Here is a 16,181-nt window from a genome sequence, read left to right on the forward strand (position 1 = left end):
GCGAAGCGGCGGAAGCCGGGTGGCGGGGATCCGGACCGCGAAGCGGCGGAAGCCGGGTGGCGGGGATCCGGACCTGTCTCCGGTCCATGGACGGGCGGCCGGTCCGGCCCGCTGAGTCCCCTCAGGGGAGAACCGAAGATCGAGGAGAAGGGCGGCCCGCGGGCCGCCCTTCTCGCCGTCACGGGAAGCCCTGCCCCGCCCAGCCCGTTAACAAGGGGAGGAGGCGTGCCCCGGCCCGTACACTGATCCCCATGCACACTCCCGATTGACCGGCCCCCGCCGCCTGACCGACTTTCCTAGCCCGGGAGTGTCCTCCTAACCATGATCATCGCCAGTGATATCGAGCTGCGCGCGGGAGCGCGCCTGCTCATCGAGAACGCGACGTTCCGCGTCAACCCCGGTGACAAGATCGGTCTCGTCGGCCGCAACGGTGCGGGCAAGACCACCCTGACCAAGGTGCTCGCGGGTGAGGGCGTCCCCGCCGCGGGCACGGTCACCGCCTCCGGCAGCATCGGCTACCTCCCCCAGGACCCCCGCGCGGGCGACCTCCAGGTGCTGGCCCGCGACCGCATCCTGTCGGCCCGCGGCCTCGACGAGGTGCTGCGCAAGCTGCGCGCCGCCGAGGAAGGCATGACCAGCGACGACCCGAAGGTGCGCGACCGGGCGGTCAAGCGCTACGGCAGGCTCGAGGACCAGATGCACGTCCTCGGCGGCTACGCGGCCGAGTCGGAGGCGGCCTCCATCGCCTCCAGCCTCGGGCTGCCCGACCGGGTGCTCAAGCAGCCGCTGGAAACCCTGTCCGGCGGCCAGCGCAGAAGGGTCGAACTCTCCCGAATTCTCTTCAGCGGTGCAGAAACTCTCCTTCTGGACGAACCGACAAACCACCTAGATGCCGACTCAATTGGGTGGCTTCGGGATTTTTTGCGCTCCCATCAGGGAGGCTTGGTGATCATCAGCCACGACGTTGGTCTACTTGAAGCGACGGTCAACAAGGTCCTCCACCTCGACGCCAACCGCAGCGTGATCGACATCTACAACGTCGGCTGGACGGCCTATCTCGCCCAGCGCGAGACCGACGAGAAGCGTCGCAAGCGCGAGCGTGCCAACGCCGAGAAGCAGGCCAACGCCCTGCTGTCGCAGGCCGACAAGATGCGCGCCAAGGCCACCAAGGCCAAGGCCGCCCAGGACATGATGCGCCGCGCCAACCGGCTGCTGTCGGGCACCGAGGAGGTGCGCAAGAGCGACAAGGTCGCCAAGCTGCGCTTCCCTGACCCGCTGCCCTGCGGCAAGACGCCGCTGACGGCCGAGGACCTGTCCAAGTCGTACGGCTCGCTGGAGATCTTCACCGATGTCAGCATGGCCGTCGACCGGGGCAGCAGGGTCGTCATCCTCGGCCTGAACGGCGCCGGCAAGACCACGCTGCTACGGCTGCTCGGCGGCATCGAGAAGCCCGACACCGGCGAGGTCAAGCCGGGTCACGGCCTCAAGGTCGGCTACTACGCCCAGGAGCACGAGACCCTCGACGGCGATCGCACGCTGCTGGAGAACATGCAGTCGGCGGGCGGCACGTTCACCGACACCGAGTTGCGCAAGGTGCTCGGCTCGTTCCTGTTCACCGGCGACGACGTCGACAAGCCGGCCGGCGTGCTGTCGGGCGGCGAGAAGACCCGTCTCGCCCTGGCCATCCTGGTGCTCTCGAGCGCCAACGTCCTCCTTCTCGACGAGCCCACGAACAACCTCGACCCCGTCAGCAGAGAGCAGGTACTTTCGGCACTTAGGTCCTATTCTGGGGCGATCGTCCTGGTTACGCACGACGAGGGTGCTGTTGAGGCGCTGCAACCCGATAGGGTGATCTTGCTACCTGACGGAACTGAAGACGCTTGGAGCGCTGAATTTTCCGATCTTGTGGCACTTGCCTGATCTTAATTTGAGCGGGTAGGGATCTTTTCCCCTGGAGTAGGTAGCCGATCCCGCTGAAATGACTGATCATGGCGGAGTAACGCTGCGGAAGTCTGGCACTACAGGAGGTACTCGTGGCCGAGACTCTGAAGAAAGGCACCCGGGTCACCGGGGCCGACCGTGAGAAACTGGCCGGCGATCTGAAGAAGCGCTACGCCGCGGGTGAGAGCATCCGCGCCCTGGCCGCTTCGACCGGCCGGTCATACGGGTTCATCCACCGCATCCTCAGCGAGTCCGGTGTGACTCTGCGCGGACGCGGCGGGGCCACCCGAGGCAAGTCCAAGCGCTGAGGCCGCCTCGGATACGCGCGACCGCAGCCGCTCGTCTCCCAGTCAGCGTGCCGTCCCGCCCGGGCCCTACTAGAACCTCATTCTAGGGAATCGGTAGGCTCGGGCGCGACGGACCAGCGAGGGAGCGGACCCGACCGTCACAGGTCGGGACGCTACCCGTGACCACGCGGGAGTGAGCGATGGCGGAAGCGACGCTTGGGGGGAGTGCGGCGGACGTCTCCTTCGAGGAGGCCGGTCTGCGCTACGAGGTGGACGGTGAGATCGCGACGATCACGCTGGATCGGCCGGACAAGCGGAACGCACAGACGTTCGCTACCTGGTCGGCTCTGGCTCGGATCGGTGACGACCTGCCCGAGCAGGTTCGAATCGTCGTGGTCCAAGGTGAGGGACCGTCCTTCTCAGCAGGGATCGACCTGCGGATGTTCACACCCGAGGGGGTGCCAGGACAGGGCTCGTTCAGCTCGACGGCACAACTCGACGAGAAGTCTTTCGAGCAGCGGATCGAACAGGCCCAGCAGGGTTTCCTGTGGCTGCGCCGTCCGGAGATCGTCTCCATCGCCGCGGTTCACGGTCACGCCATCGGCGCCGGATTCCAGCTGGCGCTCGCCTGTGACCTGCGGATCGTGGCCGAAGACGTCAAGTTCTGCATGAAGGAACCCGCGCTCGGGCTCGTGCCCGACCTGACGGGGACCAAGCCCCTTGTCGATCTGGTCGGCACGGCCAAGGCGATCGACATCTGTCTCACGGCCAGGGTCGTGGGCGCCGAGGAGGCGTTCAGGATCGGGCTGGCCGAACGGGTCGTCAGCAGGGAAGGGCTGGCGCAGGCCGTACAGGACAAGGCGGCCGAGCTGCTTTCGACCAACCGCGACGCGGCCACGGCCACCAAGCGGCTGCTCCAGGGCGCGGCGGGGCGCACCCTGGAGGAGCAGGCGGCGGCCGAGCGGGCCGAGCAGCAGGTCAGGATCAGGACACTGTTCGCCGGGAGCTGATCAGGGAATCGGTGCCGCCCAGCGGGTGCTGAGATTGCCGATGACGATGATGGGTGGGGGCTTCGCGCCCCAGACGATGCGATCGCTGCGCCGTGACGAGTCGGTCATGAAGCAGCGGCTCCGGCCTGGCACGGTCAGGCGGATAGCCGGCCATGCCCGGCCTTTCGGCGGTCTGATCACCGCCTTCCTGGTGCTGGTGGTCGCCGGCGCGGTCATCGTGGTCGCCAACCCGCTGCTGATGAAGGCCATCATCGACGACGGCATCCTGCCCAAGCGGCCGGACGTCGTCGTCTGGCTCGCCGTCGCGATCGCGGCGCTGGCCGCGCTGGACGCCGGGCTGACGCTGGCCCAGCGGTGGTTCTCCGCCCGCATCGGCGAGGGCCTCATCTACAACCTGCGCACCGAGGTCTTCGACCACGTCCAGCGCATGCCGGTGGCCTTCTTCATGCGCGCCCAGACGGGCGCGCTGGTCTCCAGGCTCAACACCGACGTCATCGGCGCGCAGCGCGCGCTGACCAGCACGCTGTCGTCGGTCGTCTCCAACGTCATCAGCCTGGTCCTCGTGCTGGGCGCGATGTTCGTGCTCTCGTGGCAGGTCACGCTGGTCGCCCTGGTCCTGCTGCCGATCTTTATTTTCCCCGCCAAGTGGGTGGGGCGGCGCATGTCCGCGCTCACGCGCGAGCAGATGCAGCTCGACGCCGAGATGAGCTCGGTGATGACCGAGCGCTTCAACGTGGCCGGCGCCATGGTCGCCAAGCTGTACGGCAGGCCGGAGGAGGAGGCCGACACCTTCGGCAGGCGCGCCGCCCGGGTCCGCGACGTGGGCGTCACCGTGGGCATGTACGGCACCGTCTTCAGGGTCGCGCTCGGCCTGGTCGCCGCCCTGGCCACGGCCCTGGTCTACGGCATCGGCGGGGTCCTGGCCGTGGGCGACTACTTCGAGCTCGGCACCCTGGTCGCCCTCACGGCGCTGCTGATGCGCCTGTACGGCCCGCTGACCTCGCTGTCGAACGTCCACGTCGACGTGATGACCGCGCTGGTCAGCTTCGACCGCGTCTTCGAGGTGCTCGACCTGCGGCCCATGGTCGCCGAGAAGGAGGAAGCGCGTCCGGTGCCGGCCGGCCCGGTGACGATCGAGTTCGACGACGTGCACTTCCGCTACCCCGCCGCCGAGGAGGTCTCGCTGGCCTCCCTGGAGTCGGTGGCCAGGCAGGACACGAGCCCCGCGCATCCCGTCCTCAAGGGCGTCTCGTTCGCCGCCCGGCCGGGGCGGCTGGTGGCGCTCGTCGGGCCGTCAGGGGCGGGCAAGACCACCATCACCTCGCTGGTCTCGCGCCTGTACGACGTCGGTGAGGGTGCGGTCCGGCTCAACGGGCTGGACGTGCGTGACGCCACTCTCGCCTCCATCCGCGACACCGTGGGCGTCGTCATGCAGGACGCCCACCTGTTCCACGACACCATCGGCGCCAACCTGCGCTACGCCAAGCCCGGCGCCGACGACGAGGAGATCTGGGAGGCGCTGCGCGCCGCGCAGATCGCCGACCTGGTCGAGGGCCTGCCCGACCGGCTCGACACCGTGGTCGGCGACCGCGGCTACCGGCTGTCGGGAGGGGAGAAGCAGCGGCTCGCCCTGGCCCGGCTGCTGCTGAAGGCGCCCAGCGTGGTCGTGCTCGACGAGGCCACCGCCCACCTCGACTCCGAGTCGGAGGCGGCGGTGCAGCGGGCGCTGAAGACGGCGCTGGCGGGGCGCACCTCGCTGGTCATCGCGCACCGGCTGTCGACGATCCGCGAGGCCGACGAGATCCTCGTCGTCCAGGACGGCACGATCGCCGAGCGCGGCAGGCACGAGGAGCTGCTGGCCCGCGGCGGCGCCTACGCCGAGCTCTACCGCACCCAGTTCGCCGCCGAGGCGCGCGAGCGGTCCTGAACCCCGCGCCCCGCGACCACCGGTCGAGCCGCCCGCACCGCGCCGAGCCGGCCCCTACAGCCAGCCGAGCCCGGCCCCTACAGCCAGCCGAGCCCGGCCCCTACAGGTAGCCGAGCCTGGTCAGCTCCTCGCGGGCGACCTTCTCCACCAGCTCGCGGTCGTCGGGACGCAGCCGGGTGCGCCACCCACCCACCTCCGGGATGCGCGTGCCGTACAGCGCGACCTTCGACACCCTCGTCTCCAGGAAGCCCGACAGCGACGCGACGCTCTCGCCGGTGGAGTGGACCAGGTCCTCGTAGCGGACGGTGAGCAGCTGCTCGGCCGGCAGCTGCCGGCGCAGGGCGGCGCTGAGCCGCACCGCGCTGCGCCAGCGGAGGGCGCACTTGCCCGCCGTCGGCATGGTCTTCCACCGGTCGCGGTGCTCGTCGCGGTTGATCCCGAGGAAGGTGTTGGGGAACTCGGTGTCGTCGGCCATCATCGGCGGCTTGAACCAGGCCAGGCAGTCGGGGTCGGCGGCCATGTCGCAGGCGACGTCGCGGCCGTCGCGGATCAGCTGCACGAAGCGGGCGTCGGGGAAGGCCCGCAGCAGGACCTCGGCGCTGTAGAGCAGGTCGGGGCTCGCGTCGCCGAAGCGTGTCACGGTGGCGGTGGCGACGCAGGGACCGCTGCCGGTCACGCCGCCCGCCTCCCGGCACGGCAGCGCGCACTGGCCGCACGAGCCGGGCAGCACCTGCCACGACTCGGCGAGGGAGTCGCGCAGCACCCTGACCGCGCCCGAGCTGCGCCCGATGGACGGGCGGCGGGCGAAGGCGTGCACCACGTGCGCCACCGACTGGCGGCCCATGGTCATGTGGAAGCCGGGGGAGCGCTTCAGGGCACGCGCGAGCAGGTCCGCGCCGGAATGAGGAGCTCCCAGCAGGAAGACCGGCCTGCGGACCTTGATGCCGTTGACCACGAGAATGTGGGGCGGAGGTCGCATACGTCAGGTAAGTGTGACACCGTTTGCCGGGTGAACGAACCGGCCACGCCAACATCGGCCACGGCGACCCCGGGAGCGGGCGCCGGCTCCGGATCAGGACCGCTTCGCCTGGGCGCGGGTGACACGGTCGCCATCGTCTCGCCGTCAGGGCCGCCGAACGCGACGCTGCTGCAGCGGGGGGTGAAGCTGCTGGAAGGGCTGGGGCTGAAGGTCGTCCTGGGCCGGCACGTGCTCGACCGCGAGGGCTACCTGGCAGGCACCGACGCCGACCGCGCCGCCGACCTGCAGGCCGCCTGGTGCGACCCGGCCGTCTCGGCGGTGTTCTGCTCGCGCGGAGGGTACGGCGCGGCCAGGATCCTCGACCTGCTCGACTGGCGGGAGATGCGCGCCGCGGGCCCCAAGATCCTGCTCGGCTCCAGCGACATCACCGCCCTGCACCACGTCTTCGGCGTCGAGCTCGGCCTGCCCACGCTCCACGGTCCGATGCCCGCCTGCCGTCCGCTCTCCTTCGAGGCCGAGCCGGAGCCGGTGACGTGGGACCACCTGCGGGCCGCGCTCTTCGCCACGACCCCGCCGCCCGTCACGGGCGACAGGGTCCTGCGCGAGGGCCGCGCCCAGGGCGTGCTCGCGGGCGGGAACCTGGCGCTGCTGGCCTCGCTGTGCGGCACCCGCTACCAGCCGTCCTTCGCGGGCAGGCTGGTGCTGCTGGAGGACGTCGGCGAGCAGCCGTACCGGATCGACCGGATGCTCACCCAGCTGCTGCAGGCCGGCGCCTTCGACGGCGTGCGCGGGATCGCGCTCGGCTCCTGGGTAGAGTGCGGCGACCCCTACCCGGTGCTGGCCGAACGGCTCGGGCCGCTGGGCGTGCCGATCATCGCGGGGTTGACCGTGGGGCACGGCACACCACAGAGGTCTGTGTGGCTCGGAGCGCTTGGTGTTATCGATACCGAATCGTGCTCCCTTACTGGTCTGCATGGTGGCATGGAGCAGGCAGTGTAAGACGCATAGGGAGAAAAGCGACGATTCCGGAGGTCGGGGACGCGTGAAGTTCTTCAGGCGCGACCGGGAGCCCTCCCGGAGATCCGTCGAGGACATCGATCTCGACTCCCTCCTCGCGCTCGTCGCCGACTCCCTCGGCTACACCTGCACGTTCGCCCCTGACGGCGGCTCGCTCACCCTCGGCGGCGGCAGGGAGATCCTGGTACGGCTGGCGGGCCTGCGCCGCGAGGCGGGCCGCCGCTCCCGCGAGGACTGGCCCGTGCTGGTCTCCGAGCACCTGACCAACGCGGTGGCCGCCGCCGACGACCTGCTCGACGTGTGCGACCTCGACCAGGTCAGGCCGCTGCTGCGCACCAGGGTCGAGTCGGTCGACGCGGTCGAGGACCTCACCAGGGTGGTTGGCCGCTCGCTCAACGGCGACCTGGTCGAGCTGCTGACCGTCGGGACCCGCTTCGTGCGTCCCGAGGAGGCCGGATGCTGGCCCATCCCGTCGGGCCAGGCGCTCGACCTGGCGCTGGGCAACGTCCGGCAGGACGAGCGGCTGACGCTCTCGCATCTCGACCTCGCCGGGCTGCAGGCCTGGCGGCTGTCGGGCCGTACCGTGGCCGCGGCCGCGCACCTGCGCTGGCTCGAGCAGTACGTCGCCGTGCCGGAGGACGGGGTGCTGGTCATCCTGCCCGACCCCGCCACGCTGCTGCTCTACCCGGTCGACGGCATCGGCGTCGTGCGCGCCATCGAGCGGCTGCGCCTGCACGCCGAGCGCGCCGGGGGGCTGAGCCAGCAGGTCTACTGGTGGCACGCCGGCATGCTGACGCTGATCCGCGCCGACATCGTCCTGCAGGACGGCCAGACCCGGCTCGTCGTGGCCCCGCCACCCGAGTTCGCCAGGGTGCTGGCCCGCCTGGCCGCCTGACCGGGGGAGCGCGCCCGGCAGCGCCCAGAACGGGCCTCAGAACGGCCCCAGGCAAGCCCGGGACGGCCCCCAGGGCAGGCCCGGGACGACCCCACGACCGGGCTCTATGACAGGGCGCGGGCCGCGTGGACGAGGGGCACGTGGGAGAAGGCCTGGGGGAAGTTGCCGACCAGGCGGCCGTAGCGCGGGTCGTACTCCTCGGCCAGCAGCCCCACGTCGTTGCGCAGGGTCAGCAGCCGTTCGAACAGCTCGCGCGCCTCCTCGGTACGGCCCTGCATGGCCATGACCTCCACCAGCCAGAAGCTGCACGCCAGGAACGCGCCCTCGCCGCCCGGCAGGCCGTCGATGTCGTTGTCGGCGGCGACCGGGTAGCGCAGCACGAACCCGTCCGTCAGCAGTTCCCGCTCGATCGCGCTCACCGTGCCGCTCACCCTGGGGTCGTCGACCGGCAGGAAGCCGACGACCGGGATCAGCAGCAGCGACGCGTCGACCTCGACGGAGCCGTAGGACTGGGTGAAGGTGTTGCGGACCGGGTCGTAACCCTTGGAGCAGATCTCGTCGTGGATGCGCTGTCGCACCTCGCGCCACCGCTCGACGGGGCCGGTGCGGCCGAAGTTCTCCACCTGCTTGATCGCCCGGTCCATCGCCACCCAGCACATCACCTTGGAGTGCGTGAAGTGCCGGCGCGGGCCGCGCACCTCCCACAGGCCCTCGTCGGGCTCGTCCCAGTGCTCCTCGACGTAGTCGAGCAGCTCCCGCTGGATGGACCACGCCCTGTCGCTGGGGGCCAGGCCTGAGGTGCGCGAGTGGTAGAGGCAGTTGAGCACCTCGCCGTAGACGTCGAGCTGCAGCTGGTTGACCGCGCCGTTGCCGATGCGCACCGGGCGGGAGTCCTCGTAGCCGTCGAGCCAGCCGAGCTCCATCTCGGGCAGGCGGCGCTCGCCCGCCACGCCGTACATGATCTGCAGGTCCTGCGGCCTGCCCGCGATGGCCCGCAGCAGCCAGGCCCGCCAGGAGGCCGCCTCGTCGAGGTACCCGGAGCCGATGAGCGCGTCGAGCGTCATGGTGGCGTCGCGCAGCCAGCAGTAGCGGTAGTCCCAGTTGCGCACGCCGCCCAGGTCCTCGGGCAGCGAGGTGGTGGGGGCGGCGACGATGCCGCCGGTGGGGTCGTAGGTCAGCGCCTTGAGGGTGATGAGCGAGCGGATCACGGCGTCGCGCCACGGGCCCTTGTAGGTGCACTGGCTCACCCACTCGGCCCACAGCTCCTCGGTCTGCGTGAGGTGCTCGTCGGCCGAGATCAGCCGCGGCATCGGCTGGTGGGAGGGGTGCCAGGTGAAGACGAAGGCGTGCCGCTCGCCTTCCTTGACGTGGAAGGTGGCGCGGTGGGCGTAGTCGCCGCCCTTGAGCGGGACGGGGGAGTGCAGCCAGATGGAGTCGGGGCCGCCGATCGCCTGCAGGTGGCCGTCGCTGCGGCGCACCCATGGGACGATCCTCCCGTAGTCGAAGCGGATCCTGATCTGGGTGGACATCTCCACCGTGCCGGACACACCCTCGACGATGCGCACCACGTCGGGGTTGCGGTCGCGGGGCGGCATGAAGTCGATCACCCTGACGGTGCCGGTGGGGGTGTCGTACTCCGATTCCAGGATCAGGGTCTCGCCCCGGTAGCGGCGCCGGTCGGCCGCCGGCCGGCCGGTGGGTCCGAGCCACCAGTGCCCGTTGCTCTCCTTGCCGAGCAGCGCCGCGAAGCAGGCCGGCGAGTCGAACCTGGGCAGGCAGAGCCAGTCGATCGACCCGTCGCGAGCCACCAGCGCCGCCGACTGCATGTCTCCGATGAGGGCGTAGTCCTCGATCCGCATGAACCCGACGGTACAGCGACCTTGACCGCCAGGCATGGGCGGACAGGTGGATTTCGTGGTGTCGGCCCGCTTCGCGCTCAGGACGGCAGCGGGAAGCGCCGGGTGAACAACTGCGTGATCGGGCCGATCGCCACGGCGAAGAGCAGCGTGCCGATGCCGACGGTCCCGCCGAGCAGCCAGCCGACGGCCACGACGGTGATCTCGATGAGGAAGCGGGACAGCCGGACCGACAGGCCGAGCCTGATCAGGCCGGTCATGATCCCGTCGCGCGGCCCCGGGCCCATCCCCGCGCCGATGTACAGGACGGTCGCCAGCGCGACGGCCACGATCGCCACCAGCAGGTAGGTCCACGCCAGGGCCCAGTGGCCGGGTGCCGGCAGCACGAACATCGCCGCGTCGGCGAACAGGCCCAGGAAGACGATGTTGCTGATCGTGCCGATGCCGGGCTTCTGCCGCAGCGGGATCCACAGCAGCATGACCAGCGCGCCGACCGCGATGATCCAGGTGCCGATGGTCATGCCGGTCCTGATCGCCAGGCCCTCGTGGAAGACGTCCCAGGGGTCGTTGCCGAGGTTCGACTCGACCTGCAGGCCGATGCCGATGCCGTACAGGGCCAGGCCGCCGTAGAGGCGGACCAGGCGGGACGGAAGAGAGCCAAGGGACGGTACGGATATCTCGCTCATAATGGCCGCTATCCTCCAAGGCCAATGGCTTGCGCCAAAAGGGCCAATCGGCGAAAGTGGCCTTATGTCGGATCGCCACCTGTCCGCCCATCAGCTCGGACGCCTCCTCGACGCCGACCGGTCGGCCCGGCCGTACTACCGGGCGCTGGCCCAGGAGGTGCGCGCCCTGGTGCGGGACGGCAGGGTGCCGGTGCGGATGCGGATGCCCGCCGAACGGCACCTGGCCCAGGAGCTCGGCGTCAGCCGTACCACCGTGACCGCCGCCTACGACCTGCTGCGCGAGCAGGGCTACCTCGACAGCCGCCAGGGCGCGGGCAGCTGGACGGCGCTGCCCGACCCCTCGGTGTGCGCCGACAACCCCTGGCTGTCGGTGGACGACGACGGCCTGCTCCAGCTGCACTGCGCCGCCCCCGCCGCCACCACGCTGCTGCCGGAGGCCGTCGCCGAGGCCGTCCAGGATCTGCCCAGGTACGGCATGGGCACCGGCTACGACCCGATGGGCCTGCCCGAGCTGCGTGAGCGCATCGCCGCCCATTACACCGCCCGCGGCCTGGCCACCCGCCCCGAGCAGATCCTGGTGACGACCGGCTCCCAGCACGCCCTCCAGCTCGTCATGAGCCTGCTGGTCGGTGCCGGCGACCCGGTCGTGGTCGAGTCGCCCACCTACCCGCACGCCATCGACGCCGCCCGCCACAGGTCGGCCCGCATCGTGCCCGTCGGCGTCTCGGCCGAGGGCTGGCAGGTGGACCTGCTGGCCGGCGCCATGCGGCAGTCGGCGGCCCGGCTGGCCTACCTCATGCCCGACTTCCACAACCCGACGGGCGCGCTCATGGACGACGCCACCCGCGCCGCCGTCGTCGGCCACGCCAGGCGTATGGACACCACACTGCTGGTCGACGAGACATGGGCGGAGCTGGCGGTCGACGAGGTGCCGAGAGCCGCGCCGATGGCCGCCTTCGACACCGACAGCAGGGTGATCACCATCGGCTCCGCGTCCAAGCTGTGGTGGGGCGGGCTGCGCATCGGCTGGATCCGCGCCAGCGCGGCCCTGGCGCGCGGCCTGGCCGTGCACCGCGCGGCCGTCGACATCGCCAGCCCCGTGCTCGAGCAGCTCATCGTCGCCCGGCTGTTCGACCGCATCGAGGAGGCCCGCGCCGAGCGCCGCCGCTCGCTCGGCGCCTCCCGCGCGGCGCTGGTCACCGCGCTGCGCGAGCACCTGCCCGAGTGGAGCTTCACCGTGCCGCGCGGCGGCGGCACCCTGTGGGTACGGCTGGCCGGCGAGGGCGCCACCCCGCTGGCCGAGAGCGCCGCCTGCCACGGGGTCAGGCTCGCGCCCGGCCCGTGGTTCGGCGTGAGCGGCACCCTCGAGGGCTACCTGCGCCTGCCGTACACCCAGCCGCCGCAGGTGATCACCGAGGCGGTCGCCAGGCTGGCGACGGCCAGGGCCAGGGGACCGGTCGGCGCCCGTCCGAGGGACCCGCTCATTCGGATGGTTTGACGCCGCTGGCCAGCGGGGCCCGCCAGCCGTACTTCATGGCCAGCATCCGCAGCCCGAAGGCCAGCACGGCGGAGGCCAGCACGGCGGGCCAGCCGTGCAGGTCGAGCTCGAACAGCGCGGCCATCACGGCCGAGCCGAGCGTCGCGGGCACGGCGTACAGCTGGCGGTCGTAGAGCAGGGTGGGGATCTCGCCGGCCAGCATGTCGCGCAGCACGCCCCCGCCGACGGCGGTGGTGACGCCGAGCAGGGTCGCGTGCAGCGGCGACAGGTCGTACAGCAGCGCCTTCTCCGTGCCGACGGCGCAGAACAGGCCGAGGCCCGCCGCGTCGAGCACCAGCAGGACCGGCATGATCCGGGTGACCTGCGGATGCCAGAAGAAGACGATCACGGTCGCGGCGATGGGCACCAGCACGTACCCGAGACTCTGGAAGGCGGCGGGCGGGACGTTGAGGATCAGGTCGCGCATGATCCCGCCGCCCAGTGCGGTCATCGACGCCAGCACCGCCATGCCGACGACGTCGAGGCGCTTGCGGACGCCCATGAGCGCGCCGGACAGGGCGAAGACAAAGATTCCGGCGAGATCGAGCAGTTCAGACACAAAGGTCAGTGTGTCAGTGCCTGCCCCGGTGCCACGTCCTCGTCACCCATCAACGCCTTCAGCCTGCCCACGAACATCAGCAGGAACAGGCCGGCGGCCAGGGCGATGCCGCCCAGCACCAGGTAGTACTGCGGGAGCGTCAGGAAGGCGGTCAGCCGGTAGGTCTGGCCGCCGATGGCGTCGCCGAGCGCGGCCGCCAGGAACCACACGCCGAGGATCTGGCCCTTGAAGTGGTGGGGGGCGAGTTTGGTGGACACCGACAGGCCCACCGGGCTTAGCGTCAGCTCGCCGATCGTCTGCATGAGGTACATGACGACCAGCCACAGGATGGAGACCTTGATCCCGGTGGCGGCGACGGTGGCGGCCGAGGCGAGCACCACGAAGCTCAGGCCCGCCATGAACAGGGCGAAGGTGAACTTCATCGGGCTGCTCACCCTGCTTCCCCATCGGGTCAGCCAGAGCGCCGCGAAGATCGGTGAGAAGACGATCACGAACAGCGAGTTGAGGTTCTGGGTCCAGCCCGCGGGAATCGTGAACCCGAAGAACTCCAGGTCCACGCTCTTCATGGCGAAGTTGGTCACCGGCCCGGGGGCCAGGTCGAAGATCATCCAGAAGATGACGGCGGCGCAGAACAGCCAGATGTAGGCGCCGAACCTGCGCCGCTCCAGCGGGGTGATGCCGTGGCCGCCGTGGATGATGTAGCTGAGGTAGAAGATCGTGACCAACGCGATGATCGCGGTCACCGTCCAGGTGATGCCGTCCTCGGTGAACAGGCCCGCCGCGCTCAGCAGCGCGGCGATGACGGCGAGCGCGGCGACGGCGGCCAGCACCCACCTGACGGCCACCCGCCGCTCGGCCGGCGTCAGCGGCTGCGGCACCCGCTCGCCCGCGCCGTGCAGGCTCCGCTTGCCCAGGACGTACCAGGTCAGGCCGAAGGCCATGCCGACCGCGGCCGCGCCGAAGGCCAGGTGCCAGTGGGAGTCGCCGGCCAGGACGGGGGTGAGGCTGATGCCCGCCAGCGCGCCGATGTTGATGCCCATGTAGAACAGCGAGAAGCCCGAGTCGCGGCGGGCGTCCTCGTCCTCCCGGTAGAGGTAGCCGACCATGCCGGAGACGTTCGGCTTGAGCAGGCCGGTGCCGGAGACGATGAGCAGCAGGCCGAGATAGACGAAGAAGGGGCCCTTCACCGGCAGGGCCATGCTGATGTGGCCGCACATGATGATGACGCCGCCCAGCAGCACGGCCCTGCGCGCGCCGAGCACCCGGTCGGCCACCCAGCCACCGGGCAGCGCGGTCAGGTACACCATGCCCTGGTAGACGCCGAGGATCGCGAACGCCGTGGCCTCGGGCAGGCCGAGGCCGTTGCGGATGGGCGGGGCCATGAGGAAGGCGGCCAGGATGGCGCGCATGCCGTAGAAGCTGAAGCGCTCCCACATCTCGGTGCCGAACAGCGTGGCCAAGCCCCACGGATGTCCGAAAAAGGTCTTGTCTGCCGTCCTCATCCCGTCCCCCCGATGACGCGGCGCATGTGATCGACAACTGGTGGTGATGACGCGTTCTTGTCCCCTGCCCAGGTCTTGTCGGTGGGTAACGCCGTGTGATGCGATGCATGCCACTCATGCAAGTGGGCACTGACATGGAGGGCGCGCGTCATGGCCGATGTCCTTGAGGTACAGGCCGAGATCCTTCGGGAGATCGCCGGCCGTACGGTATGTGAGCAGCTCAAGCAGATCGCCGAGCGGTACCCGGACTCACCCGCCTACTCCGACCCCGTCGAGGGCGGCTGGAGCACGCTCACCTACGGCCAGGCCAGGCAGCGGGTCCTCGAGATCGCCGCCGGCTTCCTCGCGCTCGGCATGGAGCCAGGCGACGCGGTGGCGCTGATGATGGTCAACCGCAGCGAGCACGTGCTGGCCGACCTCGGCGCGGTCCACGCGGGCGGCACGTCCTGCTCGGTCTACTCGACCTTCGCCCCCGACCAGATCGCCTTCGTCGCCGACAACGTGGGCGCCAGGTACGCCGTCCTCGGCGGCCCCGCCGACCTGGCCCGCTGGGAGCCCGTCCTCGACCGGCTGCCGGACCTGCGCAGGATCATCCTGCTGGACGGCACGCCCTCCACCGACCGCTTCCTGAGCTGGGACGACTTCCTCGAGCTCGGCCGGGCCAGGCTCGCCGTCGACCCCGCGGCCGTCGAGGCCCGCTGGCAGGCGGTCGGCGCCGACGACGTGCTCACCGTCCTGTACACCTCCGGCACCACCGGCATGCCCAAGGGCGTGCCGCTCACCCACGCCAACGTCTTCTACGAGTGCGCCGCCACCGACCGCATGACCGCCCTGCCCCTTCAGGGCACCCAGATCTCCTACCTCACCTACGCCCACATCGCCGAGCGCGTCCTCAGCCTCTACCTGCCGCTGACCAAGGTCTCCCACGTGCACTTCTGCACCGACCTGGCCGCCCTCGGCGCCACGCTCGGCCAGGTGCGGCCGATGATGTTCTTCGGGGTGCCACGGGTGTGGGAGAAGACGATGGCCAAGCTCCAGGCCCTGCTGGCCACCCAGCCCGAGGAGCAGCAGCAGAAGGCACGCCAGGCCATGGCCGCGGGCCGCGCCTACATCGAGGCCGGCCAGTACGGCCGCGCCGTCACCCCCGAGATCCAGGCCGCCTTCGAGGCCGCCGACGCCGCGTTACTGTCGGTCGTCCGCGGCATGATCGGCTTCGACCGCGCCGAGTGGACCGCCACCGGCGCCGCCCCCCTGCCCGACGACGTGCAGGGCTTCTTCGCCGGGCTCGGTCTGCGCGTCATCGACGTGTACGGCATGACCGAGACCACCGGCGCCTTCACCGCCAACAGTCCCGCCTGCTACAAGCTGGGCACCGTCGGCAGGCCCGAGCCGGGCGTCGAGGTGCGGGTCGCCGAGGACGGCGAGATCCTCACCCGCAGCCCGCTCAACACCGGCGGCTACCTCGGCAGGGCGGCCGAGGAGCTGATCGACGAGGACGGCTGGCTGCACACCGGCGACATCGGCACCGTCGACGACGACGGCTTCTACCGGGTGGTCGACCGTAAGAAGGAGCTCATCATCACCGCCGGCGGCGAGAACATCTCGCCCGCCGCGATCGAGAACCACCTCAAGGAGCACCCGCTCATCGGCCAGGCGCTCGCCTACGGCGACAACCGGCCCTACCCCGTGGCCGTCCTCACCCTCGACGGCGAGGTGGCCCCCGGCTGGGCGCAGGCCCAGGGCATCGCGTTCACCACGCTGGCCGAGCTGGCCGAGCACCCCGACGTGGTCAAGACGGTCGAGACGGCCGTCGAGGCGGCCAACGCGAAGCTGGCCAGGGTGCAGCAGGTCAAGAAGTGGGCGCTGCTGCCTGACGAGTGGACGGCCGAGACCGCCGAGCTGACCCCGAGCCTCAAGCTCAAGCGCAGGGTGATCCACGCGAAGTACGCCGAAGTGATCGAGGGCCTCTACTCCGGGTGACACCT

The 16,181-nt window shown here is 70.6% G+C and carries 13 protein-coding genes; 8 read left to right on the forward strand and 5 right to left on the reverse strand.

Annotated elements, in window-relative coordinates; genetic code table 11:
- Positions 1-321: 321 nt before the first annotated feature.
- The 4 genes from ACWENQ_RS33970 to ACWENQ_RS33985 all read left to right on the forward strand — a co-directional run bounded on the left by ACWENQ_RS33970 (position 322) and on the right by ACWENQ_RS33985 (position 5,165).
- Positions 322-1,920, forward strand: coding sequence for an ABC-F family ATP-binding cassette domain-containing protein (locus ACWENQ_RS33970; protein WP_354907068.1), 1,599 nt, complete (start codon positions 322-324; stop codon positions 1,918-1,920).
- A gap of 113 nt (positions 1,921-2,033) precedes the next feature.
- Entirely contained in the window at positions 2,034-2,249 is a 216-nt protein-coding gene (locus ACWENQ_RS33975) for a helix-turn-helix domain-containing protein (protein ID WP_020547488.1), read from the forward strand.
- A 179-nt stretch (positions 2,250-2,428) separates the two neighbouring features.
- Positions 2,429-3,238: an enoyl-CoA hydratase/isomerase family protein gene (locus tag ACWENQ_RS33980; RefSeq protein ID WP_354907067.1), complete on the forward strand. Its 810-nt coding sequence runs from the start codon at positions 2,429-2,431 to the stop codon at positions 3,236-3,238.
- A gap of 40 nt (positions 3,239-3,278) precedes the next feature.
- Positions 3,279-5,165, forward strand: coding sequence for an ABC transporter ATP-binding protein (locus ACWENQ_RS33985; RefSeq protein ID WP_452417872.1), 1,887 nt, complete (start codon positions 3,279-3,281; stop codon positions 5,163-5,165).
- A gap of 100 nt (positions 5,166-5,265) precedes the next feature.
- Here the strand turns inward: ACWENQ_RS33985 and ACWENQ_RS33990 are convergent, their stop codons facing one another.
- Entirely contained in the window at positions 5,266-6,144 is an 879-nt protein-coding gene (locus tag ACWENQ_RS33990; protein ID WP_452417874.1) for a sulfotransferase family protein, read from the reverse strand.
- A gap of 30 nt (positions 6,145-6,174) precedes the next feature.
- Here ACWENQ_RS33990 and ACWENQ_RS33995 point away from each other — a divergent pair, with 30 nt between their 5' ends.
- Both ACWENQ_RS33995 and ACWENQ_RS34000 read left to right on the forward strand, forming a co-directional pair.
- Positions 6,175-7,143, forward strand: coding sequence for a S66 peptidase family protein (locus tag ACWENQ_RS33995; RefSeq protein WP_449925583.1), 969 nt, complete (start codon positions 6,175-6,177; stop codon positions 7,141-7,143).
- A 43-nt stretch (positions 7,144-7,186) separates the two neighbouring features.
- Entirely contained in the window at positions 7,187-8,056 is an 870-nt protein-coding gene (locus tag ACWENQ_RS34000) for a hypothetical protein (RefSeq protein WP_449925580.1), read from the forward strand.
- A 104-nt stretch (positions 8,057-8,160) separates the two neighbouring features.
- On the opposite strand, the gene ACWENQ_RS34005 is transcribed toward ACWENQ_RS34000, so the two are convergent.
- Both ACWENQ_RS34005 and yczE read right to left on the reverse strand, forming a co-directional pair.
- Entirely contained in the window at positions 8,161-9,915 is a 1,755-nt protein-coding gene (locus ACWENQ_RS34005) for a glycoside hydrolase family 15 protein (RefSeq protein WP_449925578.1), read from the reverse strand.
- Between the two features lie 77 nt (positions 9,916-9,992).
- Positions 9,993-10,598: a membrane protein YczE gene (gene yczE / locus ACWENQ_RS34010; protein ID WP_452417876.1), complete on the reverse strand. Its 606-nt coding sequence runs from the start codon at positions 10,596-10,598 to the stop codon at positions 9,993-9,995.
- A gap of 64 nt (positions 10,599-10,662) precedes the next feature.
- On the opposite strand from yczE, the gene yczR reads away from it, so the two are divergent.
- Positions 10,663-12,096 (forward strand): MocR-like transcription factor YczR, encoded by a 1,434-nt coding sequence (gene yczR / locus ACWENQ_RS34015; RefSeq protein ID WP_449925573.1) that lies wholly within the window; start codon positions 10,663-10,665, stop codon positions 12,094-12,096.
- Here yczR and ACWENQ_RS34020 read toward each other — a convergent pair.
- Both ACWENQ_RS34020 and ACWENQ_RS34025 read right to left on the reverse strand, forming a co-directional pair.
- The gene (locus ACWENQ_RS34020) at positions 12,080-12,694 is read right to left on the reverse strand and encodes a trimeric intracellular cation channel family protein (protein ID WP_354907059.1); all 615 of its coding nucleotides are present in this window, start codon (positions 12,692-12,694) and stop codon (positions 12,080-12,082) included. The two genes, yczR and ACWENQ_RS34020, sit on opposite strands and share 17 nt — an antisense overlap.
- A gap of 5 nt (positions 12,695-12,699) precedes the next feature.
- Entirely contained in the window at positions 12,700-14,196 is a 1,497-nt protein-coding gene (locus ACWENQ_RS34025) for a peptide MFS transporter (RefSeq protein ID WP_449925570.1), read from the reverse strand.
- 150 nt (positions 14,197-14,346) lie between these two features.
- Between ACWENQ_RS34025 and ACWENQ_RS34030 the strand changes: the two genes are divergently transcribed.
- A complete protein-coding gene (locus ACWENQ_RS34030; RefSeq protein WP_452417877.1) occupies positions 14,347-16,176 on the forward strand; it encodes an AMP-dependent synthetase/ligase in 1,830 nt (609 codons plus the stop codon).
- Positions 16,177-16,181 lie beyond the last annotated feature (5 nt).

Source organism: Nonomuraea sp. NPDC004354 (assembly GCF_053602555.1).

Bases quoted from the DNA above. Each gene is read 5' to 3' on its own strand.
- yczE (WP_452417876.1), bottom strand. From the start codon at position 10,598: ATGAGCGAGATATCCGTACCGTCCCTTGGCTCTCTTCCGTCCCGCCTG.
- ACWENQ_RS33990 (WP_452417874.1), bottom strand. From the start codon at position 6,144: ATGCGACCTCCGCCCCACATTCTCGTGGTCAACGGCATCAAGGTCCGC.
- ACWENQ_RS33970 (WP_354907068.1), top strand. From the start codon at position 322: ATGATCATCGCCAGTGATATCGAGCTGCGCGCGGGAGCGCGCCTGCTC.
- ACWENQ_RS34005 (WP_449925578.1), bottom strand. From the start codon at position 9,915: ATGCGGATCGAGGACTACGCCCTCATCGGAGACATGCAGTCGGCGGCG.
- yczR (WP_449925573.1), top strand. From the start codon at position 10,663: ATGTCGGATCGCCACCTGTCCGCCCATCAGCTCGGACGCCTCCTCGAC.
- ACWENQ_RS33980 (WP_354907067.1), top strand. From the start codon at position 2,429: ATGGCGGAAGCGACGCTTGGGGGGAGTGCGGCGGACGTCTCCTTCGAG.
- ACWENQ_RS34030 (WP_452417877.1), top strand. From the start codon at position 14,347: ATGGCCGATGTCCTTGAGGTACAGGCCGAGATCCTTCGGGAGATCGCC.
- ACWENQ_RS33985 (WP_452417872.1), top strand. From the start codon at position 3,279: ATGACGATGATGGGTGGGGGCTTCGCGCCCCAGACGATGCGATCGCTG.
- ACWENQ_RS34025 (WP_449925570.1), bottom strand. From the start codon at position 14,196: ATGAGGACGGCAGACAAGACCTTTTTCGGACATCCGTGGGGCTTGGCC.